Source organism: Streptomyces sp. ICBB 8177 (genome assembly GCF_003144095.1).
Lineage (GTDB): Bacteria > Actinomycetota > Actinomycetes > Streptomycetales > Streptomycetaceae > Streptantibioticus_D.
Map to the genome: position 1 here is coordinate 131,807 of NZ_NSKH01000004.1, position 17,676 is coordinate 149,482.

Annotated in this window: 13 protein-coding genes; 7 read left to right on the top strand and 6 right to left on the bottom strand. The window is 74.7% G+C overall.

Translation table 11 applies throughout. The features are described 5' to 3' along the window. Nucleotides 1-108: 108 nt before the first annotated feature. The 7 genes from CK485_RS06370 (at nt 109) to CK485_RS06400 (ending at nt 11,765) form a co-directional block, all read left to right on the top strand. Nucleotides 109-375, top strand: a complete 267-nt coding sequence (locus CK485_RS06370) for a phosphopantetheine-binding protein (RefSeq protein ID WP_109447880.1) — start codon at nt 109-111, stop codon at nt 373-375. Continuing rightward, nucleotides 368-2,050, top strand: coding sequence for an acyl-CoA ligase (AMP-forming), exosortase A system-associated (locus tag CK485_RS06375; RefSeq protein ID WP_109447882.1), 1,683 nt, complete (start codon nt 368-370; stop codon nt 2,048-2,050). The genes CK485_RS06370 and CK485_RS06375 overlap by 8 nt, the downstream gene beginning before the upstream one ends. After that, nucleotides 2,050-3,336: a pyridoxal-dependent decarboxylase, exosortase A system-associated gene (locus CK485_RS06380; protein ID WP_199239256.1), complete on the top strand. Its 1,287-nt coding sequence runs from the start codon at nt 2,050-2,052 to the stop codon at nt 3,334-3,336. The genes CK485_RS06375 and CK485_RS06380 overlap by 1 nt, the downstream gene beginning before the upstream one ends. A gap of 128 nt (nt 3,337-3,464) precedes the next feature. Continuing rightward, on the top strand, nt 3,465-6,197 hold the full coding sequence (locus tag CK485_RS06385; protein WP_109447884.1) for a BTAD domain-containing putative transcriptional regulator: 2,733 nt from the start codon (nt 3,465-3,467) through the stop codon (nt 6,195-6,197). Further along, nucleotides 6,194-7,129: an ABC transporter ATP-binding protein gene (locus CK485_RS06390; RefSeq protein ID WP_342673462.1), complete on the top strand. Its 936-nt coding sequence runs from the start codon at nt 6,194-6,196 to the stop codon at nt 7,127-7,129. Before CK485_RS06385 ends, CK485_RS06390 begins: the two co-directional genes overlap by 4 nt. Beyond that, on the top strand, nt 7,119-7,874 hold the full coding sequence (locus tag CK485_RS06395) for an ABC transporter permease (protein WP_109447886.1): 756 nt from the start codon (nt 7,119-7,121) through the stop codon (nt 7,872-7,874). Before CK485_RS06390 ends, CK485_RS06395 begins: the two co-directional genes overlap by 11 nt. A gap of 30 nt (nt 7,875-7,904) precedes the next feature. After that, nucleotides 7,905-11,765: a beta-ketoacyl synthase N-terminal-like domain-containing protein gene (locus tag CK485_RS06400; protein ID WP_241968174.1), complete on the top strand. Its 3,861-nt coding sequence runs from the start codon at nt 7,905-7,907 to the stop codon at nt 11,763-11,765. A 50-nt stretch (nt 11,766-11,815) separates the two neighbouring features. On the opposite strand, the gene CK485_RS06405 is transcribed toward CK485_RS06400, so the two are convergent. The 6 genes from CK485_RS06405 to CK485_RS06430 all read right to left on the bottom strand — a co-directional run bounded on the left by CK485_RS06405 (nt 11,816) and on the right by CK485_RS06430 (nt 17,584). Continuing rightward, nucleotides 11,816-13,351, bottom strand: coding sequence for an AMP-binding protein (locus CK485_RS06405; RefSeq protein WP_109447890.1), 1,536 nt, complete (start codon nt 13,349-13,351; stop codon nt 11,816-11,818). 28 nt (nt 13,352-13,379) lie between these two features. Continuing rightward, the gene (locus CK485_RS06410) at nt 13,380-14,165 is read right to left on the bottom strand and encodes a thioesterase (RefSeq protein WP_199239257.1); all 786 of its coding nucleotides are present in this window, start codon (nt 14,163-14,165) and stop codon (nt 13,380-13,382) included. Further along, the gene (locus tag CK485_RS06415) at nt 14,162-15,244 is read right to left on the bottom strand and encodes an HAD-IIIC family phosphatase (RefSeq protein ID WP_109447892.1); all 1,083 of its coding nucleotides are present in this window, start codon (nt 15,242-15,244) and stop codon (nt 14,162-14,164) included. Before CK485_RS06415 ends, CK485_RS06410 begins: the two co-directional genes overlap by 4 nt. Next, nucleotides 15,241-16,401: an acyl-CoA dehydrogenase family protein gene (locus CK485_RS06420; RefSeq protein ID WP_109447894.1), complete on the bottom strand. Its 1,161-nt coding sequence runs from the start codon at nt 16,399-16,401 to the stop codon at nt 15,241-15,243. Before CK485_RS06420 ends, CK485_RS06415 begins: the two co-directional genes overlap by 4 nt. 11 nt (nt 16,402-16,412) lie before the next feature. Beyond that, nucleotides 16,413-16,667, bottom strand: coding sequence for a phosphopantetheine-binding protein (locus CK485_RS06425; RefSeq protein WP_109447896.1), 255 nt, complete (start codon nt 16,665-16,667; stop codon nt 16,413-16,415). Between the two features lie 62 nt (nt 16,668-16,729). Then, nucleotides 16,730-17,584, bottom strand: a complete 855-nt coding sequence (locus tag CK485_RS06430; protein WP_109447898.1) for a 3-hydroxyacyl-CoA dehydrogenase NAD-binding domain-containing protein — start codon at nt 17,582-17,584, stop codon at nt 16,730-16,732. Between the last annotated feature and the right edge of the window lie 92 nt (nt 17,585-17,676).

Below are 17,676 nucleotides of genomic sequence, written 5' to 3' on the forward strand. Positions count from 1 at the left end.
TTCGTAGCCGACAGCGAGCCGTTCCCGAAGGACTCGGGGCGGCCCGGCGCGGCGGTCCCCCGGTGGCCGGATCGCGCCGACCCGACGCGACGGACAGGGACCCACGAGATGACCATGGACATACCGCGCTCCTTCCAGGACGCCCTGCTGCCCCACCTGCCGTACGCCGAGGGGGGCGAGCTGCGGGCGGACGACGACCTGGCCGCCCTGGGGCTCGACTCGATGGGCGTCGTGCAGTTGCTCGCCGACCTGGAGGACGGCTTCGGCGTGGAGCTGTCGGACGAGTTGCTGACCGAGGAGACCTTCTCCACCGTGGGCGCGCTGTGGGCGGCGGTCGAGGAGTTCGTGGTGCCCCAGGCGGCCCTCAATGACTGACGTGGTGGTCGGCGCCCCACCGAGCGCCCCGTCACCCGCCTCGCCGACCGCCCCGAACCGCGGTCCCGGCCCGGAGCGCGAGGCGCTCGCGCCCAGGGTGGACCGGCTGGTGCTGCGCGGTGCCCCCGACCGGCCCGCGCTCACCTTCAAGTCCCGCACCGTGGGCTACGCGGCGCTGGCCGAAGAGGTGGCCGCCGCGGCGACCGGGCTGCACCGGCTCGGGGTGCGGCGCGGCGACCGGATCGCGGTCTACGCCGAGAAGCGCGTCGAGACCGTCGTCGCGATGCTCGCCGCCTCGGCGGCCGGCGCGGTCTTCGTCCCCGTCAACCCGCTGTTCAAGGCACGGCAGTTGGCGCACGTGACGGCGGACTGCGCGGCCGTCGCGGTGGTGACCACGGCGGAGCGGTACGAGACCGTGCGCGCCGCCCTGCCCGCCACCACGTCGGTGCGGGACGTGGTGGTCGCCGGGGGCACCTGCGCGGTCGCCTCGGAGGGCCTGCCGTGGCGGACGGTCGGCTGGGAGACGCTGACCGGTGGCGGCCGCGGCCCGGTGCCGGGCGCGGAGGCGGTGGTGGACGCGGACCTGGCGGCCATCTTCTACACCTCCGGCAGCACCGGCGCGCCGAAGGGCGTGATGCTCTCGCACCGCAACCTGGTCGCCGGTGCCGACAGCGTGGCGGGCTATCTCGGGCACACGGCGGACGACACCGTCCTGGCCGCGCTGCCGCTCAGCTTCGACGCGGGGTTCAGCCAGTTGACGACGGCGCTGGCGGCCGGCGCCCACGTGGTGCTCACCAACTACCTGGTCCCCGCCGACGTGGTGCGGCTGTGCGCACGCCACCAGGTGACCGGCCTGACCTGCGTGCCGCCGCTGTGGACGCAGCTGTCCGGCCAGCGCTGGCCGACGGAGGCGACCGCGCGGCTGCGCTACTTCGCCAACACCGGCGGCCGCATGCCCCGGGCCACCCTGGACCGGCTGCGGGAGCTGTTCCCGAAGGCGGCGCCGTACCTGATGTACGGGCTGACGGAGGCGTTCCGCTCCACCTATCTCGACCCGGCCCAGGTCGACCGCAGGCCGGACTCCATCGGCCGGGCGATCCCCAACGCGGAGGTCCTGGTGGTCCGTCCGGACGGCACCCCGTGCGGGCCGGGCGAGCACGGTGAGCTGGTGCACCGCGGGGCACTGGTGTCGCTGGGGTACTGGAACGACCCGGAGCGCACGGCCGAGCGCTTCCGTCCGGTCCCGGCCGCCGACGGACACCGCCCGCCGGGCGTGGACGCGGCGTGGGGCGGGTCGCCGCGCGAGATCGCGGTGTGGTCCGGGGACACCGTCTACCGCGACGAGGAGGGCTACCTGTACTTCGTGGGGCGCTCCGACGAGATGATCAAGTCCTCCGGCTACCGGATCAGTCCGACCGACGTCGAGGAGGCGGTGTACGCCACCGGTCTGGTGACGGAGGCGGTGGCGCTGGGCCTGCCGGACGAACGGCTCGGCCAGCACGTCGTCCTGGTGGTATCCGGTCCCTGCGACACCGCGATGCTGCAACGGGCGCTCGCCGCCGACCTGCCCGCGTTCATGCTGCCGCGCCGCACGGTGGTGCTGGACCGGCTGCCGCGGTCGGTGAACGGCAAGTTCGACCGGGCCGGGCTGCGGCGGACGCTGGAGGAGGGCTGATGGCGGCGGGTCGGGCGACGATGACGCACGTCGCGGCCCCGGTCACCGGGACGGCGTTCCCCCACCCCGATCCCACCGCGTTCCCCTTCGACGGCGACACGCTCACCGTCGGCGGTGTGCGGGCCGATCTGCTGGCGGCGCGCGCCGGGTCCACCCCCTTGTTCGCCTACGACCGCGCGCTGGTCTCCCGCCGGGTGGCGCGGGTGCGGGCCGGGCTCCCTGAGGGCGTGGAGCTGAGCTACGCGGTGAAGGCCAATCCCATGCCCGCGCTGCTGGCGCATCTGGCCGGGCTGGTCGACGGCCTGGACGTGGCGTCCGGTGGGGAGTTGCTGCGGGCGCTCGACACCACCGTGCCCGCCTCCCGGATCAGCTTCGCCGGGCCCGGCAAGACGACCGGGGAGCTGACGCAGGCGATCGCGGCGGGCGTCACCGTGGAGCTGGAGTCGGCCCTGGAGCTGGAACGGGTACGGGAGGCGGCGGGCCGGCTCGGTGTACGGGCCCGGGTCGCGCTGCGGGTCAATCCGCCGTTCGCGGTGCGGGGTTCGGGGATGCGGCTGGGCGGCGGGCCGCAGCAGTTCGGCGTGGACGCCGAGCGGGTGCCCGAGCTGCTGGGCCGGATGCCCGCGGCCGAGGTGGACTTCCTGGGCTTCCACGTCTTCGCCGGCTCCCAGAACCTCGACGCCGACAGCATCCGCGCCGCCCAGCGGGCCACCGTCGAACTGGTGCTGCGGCTGGCCGCGTTCGCGCCCGCGCCGGTGCGCTACCTCAACCTCGGCGGCGGCTTCGGCATCCCCTACGCGCGCCGCGACCGGCCACTGGACCTGGCGCCGATCGGCGAGAACCTGGCCGGGCTGCTGGAGAACGCGATCCGCCCGCGGCTCCCGCAGGCCCGCGTGGTGATCGAACTCGGCCGCCATCTCGTCGGCGAGGCGGGCGTCTACCTGACCCGCGTCGTCGACCGCAAGGAGTCGCGCGGCACCACGTTCCTGGTGGTCGACGGCGGACTGCACCACCAGCTCGCCGCCACCGGCAACTTCGGCAGCGCCATCCGCCGCAACTACCCGATGGCCGTCGCCCACCGCGCCCCCGGCGCGCCCCGGGGCACCGAGACGGTCGATGTCGTCGGCTGCCTGTGCACCCCGCTGGATCTGCTGGGCAAGGCGGTGCACCTGCCGATCGCGCAGGTCGGCGACCTCGTCGCCGTCTTCCAGGCCGGCGCGTACGGACTGACGGCGAGCCCGACCGCGTTCCTCGGCCACCCCGCGCCACGCGAACTCCTGGTCTGACGCGAGCCGGGTGATCCCCGGACGCCGCCCGCGCGTCCATCCGTTGAGAGCGCACCCCCGCACGTCACCCCCTCCCCGCCCGTGAACGCGGCGTCCCCCGGCACGACACAGCAGGAAGGTGAACGCACATGGCGATCGACACCGCACCGCCCCCCTCAGGCCCCGGCGCCCCCGTCGGGGCGGGCCCCGCGCGAAGAACCCCTCCCGGCGGCGCGACTGCCGAACGCGCCGACGGCGAACCGATGTTCCGCGTGCTCGGCGCGCTGGAGGTGCGCGGGCCCCGGCCGGTGGCCGTCACCGCCCGCCGCCAGCAGATCGTGCTCGCACTGCTGCTGCTCGGGGACAACCGCCCGGTGCGGCTGGAGACGATGGTGCACGCGGTGTGGGGCAGCACCCCGCCCACCACCGCCCGGGCGCAGATCCAGACGGCCGTCTCCGCGCTGCGGCGCGGCCTGGAGCGAGCCGGACTCGGCAACCGCATCCGGATGCAGGGGCTCGGATACACCATCGATCTGGCCCACGGGGAGCTGGATCTGCACCACTTCGACGACCTGGTGGCCCGTGGCCGCCAGGCGCTGGCCGACGGGCACCCGGTCGCGGCCCGGGCCGCGTTCCGCGAGGCGCTTGGGCTGTGGAGCGGCGAGCCGCTGCCGGGGGCGGACAGCGACGTGGTGCAGGCCAAGCTGGTCGGGGTCGCCGAGCGCCGCTTCGAGGTGCTGGAGGAGTGCCTCGACGTGGAGCTGCGGATCGGGCTGCACCACGAGGTGCTGGGCGAGATCAGGGCCCTGGTCTCGGAGTTCCCGCTGCGCGAGCGTCCGGCGGGGCAGTTGATGCTGGCGTTGTACCGGTGCGGGCGGCAGGCGGAGGCGCTCGGCGCGTACCGCGCGGTCCGCCGCACGTTCGTGGAGGAGCTGGGCCTGGAGCCCTCGCCCGCGCTGCACCGGTTGCACCTGGCGATCCTCAACGGCTCCGCCGACCTGGACCCCGCGGGCTCCCCCGCGGCCCCCGCGCCGGTGGCGACGATGCCGGTCCCGCGCATGCTGCCTGCCCGCGTCGCGCACTTCACCGGTGACCGCGCCGCGTTGGAACGGCTGTGCCGACGTCTCGCGGGCACGGCGCCCGCCGGGGACCCGATGGCCGCCGACGCGGCGGGCCACGTGGAGTCCGGGGCGGACCGGGAGCCGATCCGGGTCGCGGTGGTGAGCGGCCGGGCGGGCGTCGGCAAGTCGGTGTTCGCCGCCGAGACCGCGCACGAACTGGCCGCCGCCTTCCCCGACGGCCAGCTGTACGCGGAGCTGCCGCACAAGACGGCCGGTCCCGAGCCGGTCGCGGAGGTGCTGGAGCGGTTCCTGCGGGCGCTGGGTTTCACGGGTGCCGCGATCCCCGAGGGTCTGGACAGCAGGGCCGCGCTGTACCGCAGCGCCATCGCCAAGCGCCGCGCCCTGATCGTGGTCGAGAACGTGGCCGACGCGGACCAGCTGCGGGCGCTGGTACCCGGCACGCCCACCTGCCGCCTGCTGGTGACCAGTCGCGCGAGGCTGTCGGGCCCCGCGGGCACCGCCGTGGTCGAACTGGACGTGCCCAGCGCCCACGAGGGCGTGGAGATGCTGGCCGCGATGGCGGGCGCGGACCGGATCGCGGCCGAGCCGAGCGAGGCGATCGACCTGGTCGAGTTGTGCGACGGACTGCCGCTGGCGCTGCGGATCGCGGCGGCGCGGCTGTCGGCCCGGCCGCACTGGAGCGTGGGCCGGCTGACCGACCGGCTGCGCGACGAGACGCGGCGCCTGGACGAGCTGTCCTGCGAGGGCCTGGACGTCCGCGCCCCCCTGACCGCCGCGCACGACCGGCTGCCGTCCCTGGCACGGGTGTTGTTCGCCCGGCTGAGCGGACTCCCCCGGGCGGACTTCGCCGCGTGGACGGCCGCCCCGCTGCTGGACGTCGACCCGGGCACCGCCTGCGACGTGCTGGAGGCGCTGGTGGACGCCCGGCTGGTGGACGTCATCGACGGCGACCGGGGAACGGCTCGCTACCGGCTGCGCGGCCTGGTACGGCTGTTCGCGGCCGAACGTCTGGCGGACCAGGCGCCCGAGGCCTGGCCCGCGGCGCGGCGGCGGATGCTGGGCGCCTGGCTGGCGCTGGCGGACGAGGCGGTGCTGCGCCTGGGCGGCGTCCCGCTCGCCGAGCACGGCGACCCGACCCGCTCGCGCCTGGAGCGGTCGGTGGTCGACGAGGTCGCCGCCGACCCGGCGGGCTGGTACGTACAGGAGCGCGGGGCGCTGACGGGCGCGGTGCGGGAGGCCGCGAAGGCGGGTGAGACCGCCCACTGCTGGCACCTGGCGCTGGCCATCGGGGCGCTCGCGGAGCCCCAACAGCGTTGGGAGGACTGGCGGGAGAGCCACGCCACCGCACTGTGGGCGGCCCGCCGCACCCGTGACCGGCTGGGCGAGGCGGCGCTGCTGCACTCGCTGGGCGTCCTCGACCTCAACGAGCGCCGCTGGGACCAGGCGACCGCCCGCCTGCGCGCGGCGCTCGCCGCCTTCGAGCAACTGGGCGCGGCGCACTGGCGGTCCCTGGCGTCGGCGGCCCTGGAGCGGCTGGCGCGGGAACGCGGTCCGCGCGCCGCCCACCGCCCGGCCGTGCCGGGCGCGGCCCCGGTGAGCCCGGTCGCCGCCTCCGGCCGCTGGTCGGGGCCCGCGCGGCAGCGCCGCTACGGCCTGGCGGGCGCGACCGCGCAGGCCTTCGACGCGGCGCACGGCGACCAGCAGGGCGCGGGCGAGCGACGCGCCCCCGTCCGCCACATCCACCGCCCGGCCGGGAACGCCCCGAGCCGGCACCGTATCGAGTCCCGGGAGGACCGTTGACCATCTCACCGACCGCCGCCGCGGGCGCCCGGCGGGCGACCCAGGAGCCTCCGGAACCGGAACGGGACCAAGGGCCGGACACTTTCGGCCCGGTCGTGCTCGACGTGCGCGGCCTGCACAAGCGCTACGGGGACGTGCGCGCGCTGGACGGCTTCGAACTGACCGTGCGCGCCGGGGAGATCGTCGGCCTGGTGGGCCACAACGGCGCCGGCAAGACGACGTTCGTGGAGATCGTCTCGGGTCTGATCCGGCAGGACGGCGGCACCGTCGCGGTCACCGGCCGCGAACCGGCCAGGGCTCGCGAGCTGATCGGCGTCTCGCCGCAGCACCTCGCCCTCTATCCGCCGATCACGGTGCGCGAGCACCTGCGGCTCTTCGGCGGTCTGTCGGGACTGCGCAAGGCGCGGCTGGGCGAGGAGATCGAGGAGTTGGCGGCGGCGCTGCGGCTGACGGAGTTCCTCGACCGCCCGGCCGGGGTGCTCTCCGGCGGCCAGCAGCGGCGGGCCCAGGCGGCGGTGGCGTTGATCCACCGCCCGAAGCTGCTGCTGCTCGACGAGCCGACGGCGGGCGCCGACCCCGAGACGCGGCAGGCGCTGCTCGACACCGTCAGGCAACGCGCCTCCCAGGGCGCGGCCGTCGTCTACACCACGCACTACCTCACGGAACTCACCGAACTGCGGGCCACGATCGCGGTGGCCCGGCGCGGCCGGGTCATCGCCCGGGGCACCAGCGCTCAGCTGCTGGAGGGCCTGCCCGGCGAGGTGCGGGTCTCCTTCGACGACGACAGCCAGGTGCGGGTCTCCACCACCGATCCGACCGCCGCCCTGGCCAGGCTGCTGGCCGAGGCCACCCGGCCGGTGGCGAAGGTGGACGTGCGCAACCCCGACCTGGACGACCTCTACCGAGCCCTGGCGGTCACCGATGCCGACTGAATCCCTGCGCCGCACCGGCCTGTTGATCCGCCACAACGCCCTGCTGCGGTTGCGCGACCCGGGCCAGATGATCAGTTACATCGTGATGCCGATGCTGCTGATGGTGGTCTTCAAGCCGCTGTACGTGAAGTCGCTGGACACCGGCACCCTCCAGGCGGTCACCGGGCCGCTGGTGATGTTCTCGGTGTTCGCGCTCGCCATCGTCGGCAACTCCATCATGGTCGAACGCGAGTGGCGGACCTGGGACCGGCTGCGCGCCAGCCGCGCGGCCCGCGCCGAACTGCTGCTGGGCAAGACCGTCCCGGCGCTGGTCATCCTGGTGCTCCAGCAGACGGTGCTGCTGTGCTTCGGCTGCGTCGTGATCGGCATGGCCGTGCCCGTCGACGCGGCCCTGCTCCTGCTGGCGATCGCGATCTGGGGCGTCACCCTGCTCTCGCTCGGCGCGGCGCTGGCCACGCTGGTACGCAGCCGGGGCGACCTGGGCATGGTGACGGACCTGGGCGCGATGCTGGTCAGCGCCATCGGCGGGGCGCTGGTGCCGGTGAGCCTGATGCCGCGGTGGGCCCGGGACGTCGCGCCCTGCTCGCCCGGCTACTGGGCGATGTCGATGCTGCACGCCGCCATCGCCGGCGACGCCGGCGCGATGCTGCGACCGGCGCTGGTCTGCCTGGCCATCGCACTCGCCGGCGGCGCCGTTGCCACGTACCGGCTGGCCCGCGGCTGGGGCCGCAGCCACCTGCTGTGAGCGAGAGAGTGAGAGGACCTCATGGACAGCGTGCCTGAGCCCCACGGGGGCATCGGCGAGGACCCGGGCCTGGAGTCGCGGTACGAGTCGGCGGTGGCGATCGTCGGCATGGCCGGCCGCTTCCCGGGCGCCGCTGACGTGGACGGCCTGTGGCGCAACCTGCTCGACGGAGTGCCGGGGCTGCGGGAGATCACGGACGCGGAACTGGACGCGGCGGGCGTGGACCCCGCACGCCGCGCCGACCCCCGTTACGTGCGGGTGGGCGGCCCGGTCGAGGGGCTGGAGTCCTTCGACGCGGCGGCGTTCGGCTTCTCCCCGCGCGAGGCGGAGACGATGGAGCCGCAGCACCGGCTCTTCCTGGAGTGCTGCTGGGAGGCGCTGGAGGCCGCGGGCTACCCGCCGGTCGGGCCGCCCGGCCGGGTCGGGGTGTTCGGCGGCAGCGCGTTCCCCGACTACCTGCTGTCCAACGCCGCGCACGTGGCGGACGAGCCGGGCGGCGGGATGCTGCTGGCGGTGGGCGACGAGCGCGACTCGCTGACCTCGCTGGTGGCGTACAAGCTGGGGCTGCGCGGGCCGAGCCTGAGCGTGCAGACGTTCTGCTCGACGTCACTGGTCGCGGTGCACCTGGCCGTGCAGAGCCTGCTGACGTTCGAGTGCGACATGGCGCTGGCGGGCGGTGCGTGCCTGCCACTGCCGCAGCCGGCCGGCTACCTGCACCACGAGGGCGGGATCAGCTCGCCGACGGGGCGCGTGCGGACCTTCGACGCCGCGGCCGACGGCACCGTCACCGGTTCCGGGGTCGGCGTGGTGACGCTGAAGCGGATGACGGACGCGCTCGCCGACGGTGACGTGGTGCACGCGGTGCTCATCGGCTCCGCGGTCACCAACGACGGTGCGCAGCGGGCCGGTTACGCGGCCCCGGGGGTCGACGGGCAGGCGGCGGTCATCGAGACCGCCCTCGCCGTCGCCGACGTCAAGGCGGAGTCCGTGGGCTACGTCGAGTGCCACGCCAACGGCACGCCGCTGGGCGACTCCATCGAGGTGGCCGCGCTCGCCCGGGTCTTCCAGCGCGCGGGGCGGCGCCCTTGCGTGCTCAGCTCGGTCAAGCCGCGGGTCGGCCACCTCGACCGGGCCGCCGGGGTCACCGGGCTGATGCGGGCGGCGCTCAACGTACGCCATCACGTGCTGCCCGCCACCGCGAACTTCGAGCGGCCCAACCCCGTCCTGGCCTCCGCCGCCGACCGGTTCACGGTGCTGACCGCCGACCGGCCCTGGCCCGAAGGACCCGAGCCGCGCCGCGCCGGGGTGAGTGCCTTCGGCCTGGGCGGCACCAACGCCCACGTCGTCGTAGAGGAGGCCCCGCCCCGCGCCGAACGTCCGCCGCGGCCCGGACCGCACCTGCTGGTCTTCTCCGCCGCCGAGCCCGGCACGCTGGACGCGGTGGCGGAACGGCTGGCGGCGCACCTGGAGCGCCGGGAGCCCGCCGGGACCGCCGCCTGCCCCTCGGGCGCGCCGGACGACCTGGCGGACGTGGCGTACACCCTCCAGGTCTCGCGCGGCCACTTCGCCGCCCGGCGGTGCGTGGTCTGCCGCGACCCGGCGGACGCGGTGGCGGCGCTGCGCGATCCGTCGCGCTGGATCGACGGGGTGACGGCCCGGCAGAATCCGTCGGTGGTCCTGGTCGCGGGGGACGGTGCGCCGTCCGCGTGGTGGGCCGCGCTCGGCGAGGCGGCGGCCCGTACGCTGCCCGGCGCCTCGGTGCGTGGCGAGGACCCGGACGCGGTGCTCGGGGTCCTGACGCAGGGCCTGCGCGAGGTGGGCGTACGGGTGGCCGGCGCGCGGGAGGCGGACGGCGGTGACGCGCTGGTGGTGACGGTGGCCCCGGACGGCCCGACCGCGTGCGGTGACGACGCGGCGGTGTGGCTGGCCGGGTTGGTCGGCAGGCTGTGGCTGGCCGGGGCGCGCGTGGACTGGGGCGCGCTGCACGGCGGTCTCGGGCGGCGCGTGACGCTGCCGACCTACCCCTTCCGCCGCTCCCGGCACTGGCTGGCGCCGCGCCCGGCCGCCTCCGGCGCGCCGGTCGCGGAGGGCCGGTACGCGGATCCCGCGCACTGGACGCACGTCCCCGTCTGGCACCAACTGCCGCCGGAGGCGGGCGACCTGGACGAGCGGCTGCGTGCCACAGGCCCGTGGCTGGTGCTGGCCGCCGAGGAACGCGGCGAAGCGCTGGCCGGACGGCTGCTGCGGGCGGGCGCCGAGGTGGTGACCGTACGCGCCGGGTCGGGGTTCGGCGTCGGCGCGGCGGGCGAGGTCACCGTGCGCCCTGACTCGGTGGACGATCTGGCGCGGGCGCTGGGCGGGTTGGTGGTTGCACCGCGCACCGTGGTGCACGCCTTCGCCTTGGCCACACCCGTCGGCGAGGGCGCGGCACACTTCGCGGCCGAACGGTCGCGCGGTACGCGGTCGGTGTCCGCGCTGGCCGAGGCGCTGGCCCACGACCCCGAACTGCCGCCCACACGGCTGGTGTTGCTTACCGCGGGCGCGACCGCGGTGAGCGGCGCGGACCTGCGGCACCCGGAGCACGCCGGGCTCGCAGGGCTCGCGCCGGTCCTGGCGCAGGAGCACGCCGCGCTCGACTGCCGTCACGTCGACCTCGACCCGCAGGCCGTGCCGGCGGCGGCGGAAGGCCGAGCGGGGCGCACGGCGGCCGAGCGGGCGGCCGGCTGGGCGCTCGCCGCGGTGGTACGCGGCCGGCCGGGCCCGGTCGCGGTGCGCGGCGGGGCGGTGTGGGAGCCGCGCTACGAACGGCTGGAGGTCGGCACGGCGCCCGTGCCCGCCCTGCGCGCCGGGGACCGCGTGCTGGTCACCGGTGGCCTGGAGGGCGCGGGCCTGGCGGTCGCGCGGCACTTGGCGCAGGCGTACGGATGCCGTCTGGCCCTGACCACGACCGTGCCGCTGCCGCCGCCGGGGCACCGCGATCCGTCCGGCGCCGAGGAGGCCTCGCGGTGCGCGCGCGAGGTGGCGGACCTGGAGCGCCGGGGTGCCGCCGCCGTGCTCGCGATGACCGCCTGCCCGGCGGACCCGGACGCGCTGCGCGCCGTGGTGCACGCGGCGCGCGACCGGTTCGGGGGCCTGGACGTCGTGGTGCACGCGGCGGACGCGGACGGCCCCGAGGCGCTGGAGTCCGCGCGGGTGGGCGGCTTCCACGCGCTCCAGGAGGCGCTCGGCGACGAGGCGTTCGGCTTCCGGATCGCCTTCTCGTCCCTGACGTCCGTGCTGGGCGGGCCGGGGCAGGGGGCGCGGGCGGTCTGCGGCGCGGCGCTCGACGCGTTCGCCCTGCGGGCCCGGCTGCGCGGGGCGGGCGGCTGGACGGCGATCGACTGGGACGCCTGGAGTGGGGACGGCAGCGCCCCCGCGGGGTACGAGATCGCTCCGGGAGACGGCGCGGTGGTCTTCGAGCGGGTCGCGGCCGAACGGGACCGTCTGGCGCGGGTCGTGGTCTCCACCGGTCCGCTGGAGCCACGGCTGACCCGCTGGGTGACCGGCACCGCCGCGCCGCGCGAGCCGGACACGCCGCGCCATCCGCGGCGTGAGCTGTCCGTGCCCTACGAGGAGCCCGCCCCGGGTACCGAACGGGTGCTGGCGCAGGTGTGGGCGGCGGCGCTCGGGCTGGACCGGGTGGGCGCCGTGGACGACTTCCTCGAACTGGGCGGTCATTCGCTGCTCGCGGTGCAGTTGGCCGCCCGGATCCGCTCGGCCCTGCCGGCCGCCGAGGTGTCGCCGGCCACTCTCGTGCGGCATCCGACGGTGCGGTCGCTGGCCGCGGCGCTGGACGACGCGACGGGCGCAGCGCAAGCCGTGCCCGCCCCGGCCGCGGGGAGCGGCGGCTGAGCCGGCCGCCCTGGCGGGCGGGTTCCCGGGCCGCTCGCGTCCCGGGCTGGTCACGCCGTGACCGGTCCGGCGGCGCGGGCGGCCAGTGCCTTGCGGTCGATCTTGCGGTTGGCGTTGAGCGGGAAGTCGTCGACCTTCACGAAGCGGCGCGGGACGAGCGCCTTGGGCAGGACGTCGGCGAGTCGGGCGGCCAGGGCGGCGGCGGTGCTGGGGGCGCCCTGCCAGTAGGCGACGAGTTCGCCGTCGACGGCGACCACCACGGCGTCGTCGACGCCCTCGACCTCCCGCAGCCCCCACTCGACCTCGGCGAGCTCCACACGTACCCCGTGGACCTGCACCTGGTGGTCGCGCCGCCCGAGGTGGACGAGTTCGTCGCCGTCCACCCAGCGCACCAGATCGCCCGTGCGGTACCAGCGGTTGCCGCCCCAGCTGACGAACCGGCCCTCGTCGTCGGCCGGGTCGAGGTAGCCGGGGAACATCTGGTGGCCGGTGACGCACAGTTCGCCCGCCCCGGTCGCCTCGTCCACGTCCAGCAGGATGGAGCTCATCCCCGGGTGCAGCGCGCCGATCGGCACGACCCCGTTGACCGCCCGGGCGGGCGAGGTGTCCGGGTCCCAGCGGTGCACGCTGCACGAGATGGTCAGTTCGGTGGGCCCGTAGAGGTTCTCCACGACGGAGTGGGGCGCCGCGCGCTGCCAGTCGGCCGCGTCGCGGTCGAGCAGGGGCTCGCCGCAGAACAGGCTCCAGCGCAGGGTGGGCATCGCGTCCTCGTCCAGGCCCCGGCGGCGGGCCAGTGCGATCAGGCTGGGGGCGGAGAACCACACGGTCACGCCCTGCTCGGTCAGGAAGCGCTCCAGACCGGCGTACGCGGCCTGCGGCACGCTGACCACCGTGCCGCCGCTGCCCCACCCGGCGAACAGGTCGAACATCGCCAGGTCGAAGGTGAGGTCGAAGGTCTGCGAGAAGACGTCGCCGGGTCCGAAGCCGTAGCGGTCGTGGACGAAGCGCAGGTAGGCGTCGACGTTGCGGTGGAGCACCGGCACGCCCTTGGGCCGGCCGGTGGAGCCGGAGGTGAACAGGATGTACGCGATCTCGTCCGGGTCGGCAGGGTGCGGCCCGGGCGCCGGGGTGTCCGCGGGGGCGTCGACGACCGGGACGCCGGCCAGGGTGTGGGCGAGGTCCGGCAGCCGGGCGGCGCCGTCGTCGTCCACGATCACGACGTCCACGCCGGCGGCCTCGATCATCGCCGCGGTCCTGGCGGGCGGGAAGGCGGGGTTGAGCGGGACGACGGCGGCGCCGGCGAAGGTGGCGGCGAGCAGGCCGGTGTAGGCGCGCACGCTGCGGGCGGCGAGCAGCCCGACCCGACGCGGACGACCGCGCACGGCGCTGGTGAGCGCGCCTGCCAACGCCAGTGCCTCGTCGTGCACTTGGCGGTAGGTCAGGTGGCGGTTGCCGACGCGGAGCGCTTCGGCGTCCGGGGCGACGGCCATGCCGCGCTCGAACCAGGCGCCGAGGCTGTGTCCGGTCGGGTGCGCCGGGGCTCCGGCGGCGCCGGCGGATCTCTCGCGCAGGGCGGTGGGTGTCATCTCGTGCCTCTCGGTGGGGGTGGGCGGATCACCGGGCGGTGGCGCGCAGGGCCTCGGTGATGTGGCGGTGGGTGACTTCGGGCTGTTCGAGTACGGCGAAGTGGCCGCCGGTCAGGGTGTGGACGCGGAAACGCCCGAGGGTCTGGTCCCGCCAGCCGGCCACGTCCGCGGCCCCGGCGCGCGGGTCGTCGGTGGCGGCCAGCGCGGTCACCGGCACGGTGAGCGGCGGCTCGGGCGGGCAGGCGTAGCTCTCCTTGACCGTGAAGTCGGCCCGGAACGGTGGCAGGATCATCCGCAGCACGGTGGGATCGGTCAGCATCCATTCCGGTGTGCCGCCGATCCGCCGCAGCAGGGCGACCACCTCGGCGTCGGTCATCGCCGCGACCGGCGGGCCGTCGTCCACCGGGTCGTCCCCGGGCGCGGCGCTGCCGGAGACGAACAGGTGCGCCGGCTCGGGCCCGCCGCGGCGGCGTATCTCGCGCAGCAGCTCGAAGCCGACGAGCGCGCCCAGGCTGTGCCCGTAGACGGCGTACGGGCCGTTCTCCACCGACAGCAGGCCGTCAGCGAGTTCGGCGACCAGGGCGGCCATCGTGGTGTGCGGGGTCTCGCGCAGCCGGGTCTCCCGGCCGGGCGGCTGGACGGGGCGCACGGACACCCCGGGCACCCGCCCGAACCAGGAGCGGTACGCGGACGCCGAGCCGCCGGCGTGCGGCAGGCAGTACAGCCGCAAGGATCCGCGGTCGGGTTCGTGCTCGGCGAACGGCAGCCAGGGGGCGGCGGTGGTCGCCGCCCCCGTCGAAACGGCCGTGGTCACCGTGTCACCCGTACGGTGACGTAGCCGGGCTGCTCCTGCGCGCGGTCCAAGTCGGCGGCGAGCAGTTGCCGCTCACCCTCCCTGGCCACCTCGCGGAAGCCGCTGAAGGCGTAGGTGATCTGCATCATGCGGTTGCGTCCGGTGGGGACGAAGTCGGCCACCAGGCCGGCGCCCGCCTCCCTCGCCCGTTCCATGAGGTGGTTCAGGAGCACCGAGCCGACGCCGCGGGACATCACGCGGCACGACATCAGCATCATGTTGAGCCGCCAGTCGGGACCGCCGCGGTCCACCAGCGCCAGGCCGATCTTGCCGTAGCTGCCGAACCGGTCGGTGAGGGTGGCCACCAGCAGCAGATGGTCGGGCGACTCGCGCAGGGCGTCCAGCTCGTCGTAGGAGTAGGTGCGTCCGGTGGAGTTGAGCTGGTTGGTGCGGATGGTCAGCTCCTCGGCCCGCTGGAGGTCCTCGCGGGCGGCCGGTGCGATGGTGAAGACCATCTCCAGGCTCGCGAGGAACTCCTCGTCGGTGCCGGTGAACTCCTCGCGCACCTCGTCGCGTTCCAGCTGGCCGCGGTACATCTCGCGGCGTTGCGCGGACTCGTCGGAGATGAACCGCGGCCGGTAGTCCGGCTTGACCAGCTCGGTGTCGACGTCGGCCGCGTTGACCCGGGTGACCTGCGGCAACGAGTAGGCCATCTCGGCCAGTTCGAAGTCCTGGTCATCGACGAAGGCGAAGGCGTCCAGGCCCAGGTTGAGTTTCTCCGCGAGTTGCCGCAGTGACTGCGACTTGGGGTTCCAGCCGATGCGCGGGTACAGGAACATCTCCTCCAGGCCCAGTTCGCGCAGTTTGGCCATGGCGGTCTCGTGGTCGTTCTTGCTGGCGACCGAGTGCAGCACGCCCATCGCGTCCAGGCGCCTGATGTGCTCGATCACGCCGGGGCGCGCGGTGACGTCCCCGTCCTCCAGCAGCACCCCGTCCCACAGGGTGTTGTCCAGGTCCCACACCACGCACTTGATCCGTCCCTGGACCGGCTTCGCCGGCGGGGCCGCGGCCGGTGCGGGGGCCTCGGTCGTCGTTGTCACAGTGACCACTCCCGGTACGCCTCGTCAGCGATGGTGACGCGCTGGATCTCGTTGCTGCCCTCGATGATTTCCATGACCTTCGCGTCCCGGTACAGACGGGCGACGGGGTAGTCGGTGCTGCACCCGTTGGCGCCGTGCACCTGGACCGCCTCGGTGGAGTGCCGGGCGGCCGCGGTGGACGCGAAGTACTTGGCCACCCAGGTGGCCATGATGGTGCCGGGGTCCCCGGCGTCCTTGAGCGCTCCCGCCTGGTGGCACAGCAGTCTGGCGGCCCGCAGGTCGGTCACCATGTCCGACAACTTGGCCCGGATCAGGGCCAGTTCACGCAAGGGGCTGCCGCCGACGGTGCGCCGGGCCGTGTAGTGGGCGCATGCCTCCAGGCACGCCTGGATGATGCCGGTGGAACCGGAGGCGACGCTGTAGCGGCCGAGGTCGAGTGTTCCGCTGAGCACCATTCCGGCGGCGAACGAGGCGGGACCGAGCAGGGCGTCGGGCCCCAGCCGTACGTCGGTGAACTCCAGTTCCGCCAGCATGGAGGCGCGGGTGCCGAGCATGTCCTCGATCGGCAGCACCGCCACTCCGGGGGTGTCGCGGGGCACCAGCAGCGCGACGATGCTGTTCTCGGTGCGGGCGAAGACCAGGAACAGGTCGGAGCGCTGCCCGCCGGTGATCCACTTCTTGCGCCCGTTGAGCAGCCAGCCCCCGCCGTGCGGCTCGGCGGTGGTGCGGATGCCGGCCGCGTCGCTGCCCGCTCCCGCCTCCGACAGGCAGAAGGAGCCCAGGACGCGGCCCGTGGCCAGGTCCCGGCCCCAGCGCTCGATCTGCTCGGCGCTGCCCCAGCGTTGCAGGGCCCAGGAGAGCATGGTGTGGACGGTCAGCAGACTGCGCACCGAGGAGCAGCCGCGGCCGACCTCCTCGTGCACCTCGCCGAGGGTCACCAGGTCCAGCCCCTGCCCGCCGAGGTCGGCGGGCAGGAACGGGGCCCACAGGCCGGCCTCCGCGATCCGCTCCAGGAGGTCCTCCGGGATGGCGCCCGCGCGGTCGTACGCGTCGGCTGAGGGCATGATGTGCTCGTCGACGAACGCGCGCACCGTGGTCCGGTCGATGGTCCGGGTACGTTCCGGCACCGGCGGCGGCGCCGTGGTCAGGCTCGTCATGACGGCCCCCCTCAGGCCACGCCGACGGTGCCGCGCTGCCGCTCGACCAGGGCGGTCATGGCGCCGACGGTGCGGAAGTTGTTGATGTTCAGCTCGTCGTTGGGGACGGTGAGCGCGAAGGTCTTCTCGATGAACATCACCAGCTCCATCGCGAACAGCGAGTTGATGAAGCCCAGGGAGAAGATGTCCTGGGCGGCGTCGATGCGCGCCTGCGGGAAGCGGGCCTCGATGAAGGACAGGATCCGGGTGGCGGTGGTGTCGGACATGGCGGTCTCCCTCAGGTGAAGTGGGTACGAGCGGATGCGGCGGTGGGGGGCTGCGTAGGGGTTCACTGGCCGGCGTTGTCGTAGGTGTAGAAGCCGCGGCCGGTCTTGCGTCCGTGCAGGCCCGCGTCGGTCATCTGCTTCAGCAGCGGGCACGGGCGGTACTTGCTGTCGGCGTAGTGCTCGTAGAGCACCTCGACGCTGTAGAGGATGGTGTCGACACCGATGAGGTCGGCGGTCTCCAGCGGGCCCATCGGGTGGCCGAAGCAGCCGCGGAAGACCTCGTCGACGGACTCGGCGGTCGCCACGCCCTCGTGGACGAGGTAGGCGGCCTCGTTGACGGTGAGCATCAGGACGCGGTTGGAGACGAAGCCGGAGGCGTCCTTGACGTCCACCGCCTTCTTGCCCATGCCGCTCAGCAGTTGGCGGGTGACCTCGACGGTCTCCGGCGCGGTGTGGAATCCGGGGATCAGCTCGACCACGGGCTTGGCGGGGACGGGGTTCATGAAGTGCACGCCCACGACCCGCTCCGGGTGGCCGCCGACCGCCGCGACCCGGGTGATGGGAATGGCGGAGGTGTTGACGATGACCACGGCCTCGGGGCTGAGGACCTGGTCGAGGCGGGCGTGCACCTCGCGCTTGACGTCCCAGTTCTCGGTGACGTTCTCGATGACGATCTCGGCCTTGGCCAGCGCCTCGACGCCCACCGCGGTGGTGATGCGGCCGAGCACCTCGTCGGGGTCGAGCGCCGGGCCGCCCATCAGGCGGCTGAGCCGGCAGTTGCGGTTGATGGCCGCCTTGGCGTCGTCGAGGATGCGCTCCTCGACGTCCACCAGGATGGTCTCGTACCCGGAACTGGCGAGGTTCTGCGCGACTCCGATGCCCATCACACCGGCTCCGACAACGCCTACGACGGTCATGATCTCTCCTGGAGGATACGGAATGTGACTGCTTGTCAGGTCTGTGGTGCGTGCCGCTTGCGGTGGTGCGGGCGCGCACGGCACGGCTCGCG

Bases quoted from the DNA above. Each gene is read 5' to 3' on its own strand.
- CK485_RS06370 (WP_109447880.1), top strand. From the start codon at position 109: ATGACCATGGACATACCGCGCTCCTTCCAGGACGCCCTGCTGCCCCAC.
- CK485_RS06375 (WP_109447882.1), top strand. From the start codon at position 368: ATGACTGACGTGGTGGTCGGCGCCCCACCGAGCGCCCCGTCACCCGCC.
- CK485_RS06380 (WP_199239256.1), top strand. From the start codon at position 2,050: ATGGCGGCGGGTCGGGCGACGATGACGCACGTCGCGGCCCCGGTCACC.
- CK485_RS06385 (WP_109447884.1), top strand. From the start codon at position 3,465: ATGGCGATCGACACCGCACCGCCCCCCTCAGGCCCCGGCGCCCCCGTC.
- CK485_RS06395 (WP_109447886.1), top strand. From the start codon at position 7,119: ATGCCGACTGAATCCCTGCGCCGCACCGGCCTGTTGATCCGCCACAAC.
- CK485_RS06405 (WP_109447890.1), bottom strand. From the start codon at position 13,351: ATGACACCCACCGCCCTGCGCGAGAGATCCGCCGGCGCCGCCGGAGCC.
- CK485_RS06420 (WP_109447894.1), bottom strand. From the start codon at position 16,401: ATGACGAGCCTGACCACGGCGCCGCCGCCGGTGCCGGAACGTACCCGG.
- CK485_RS06425 (WP_109447896.1), bottom strand. From the start codon at position 16,667: ATGTCCGACACCACCGCCACCCGGATCCTGTCCTTCATCGAGGCCCGC.
- CK485_RS06430 (WP_109447898.1), bottom strand. From the start codon at position 17,584: ATGACCGTCGTAGGCGTTGTCGGAGCCGGTGTGATGGGCATCGGAGTC.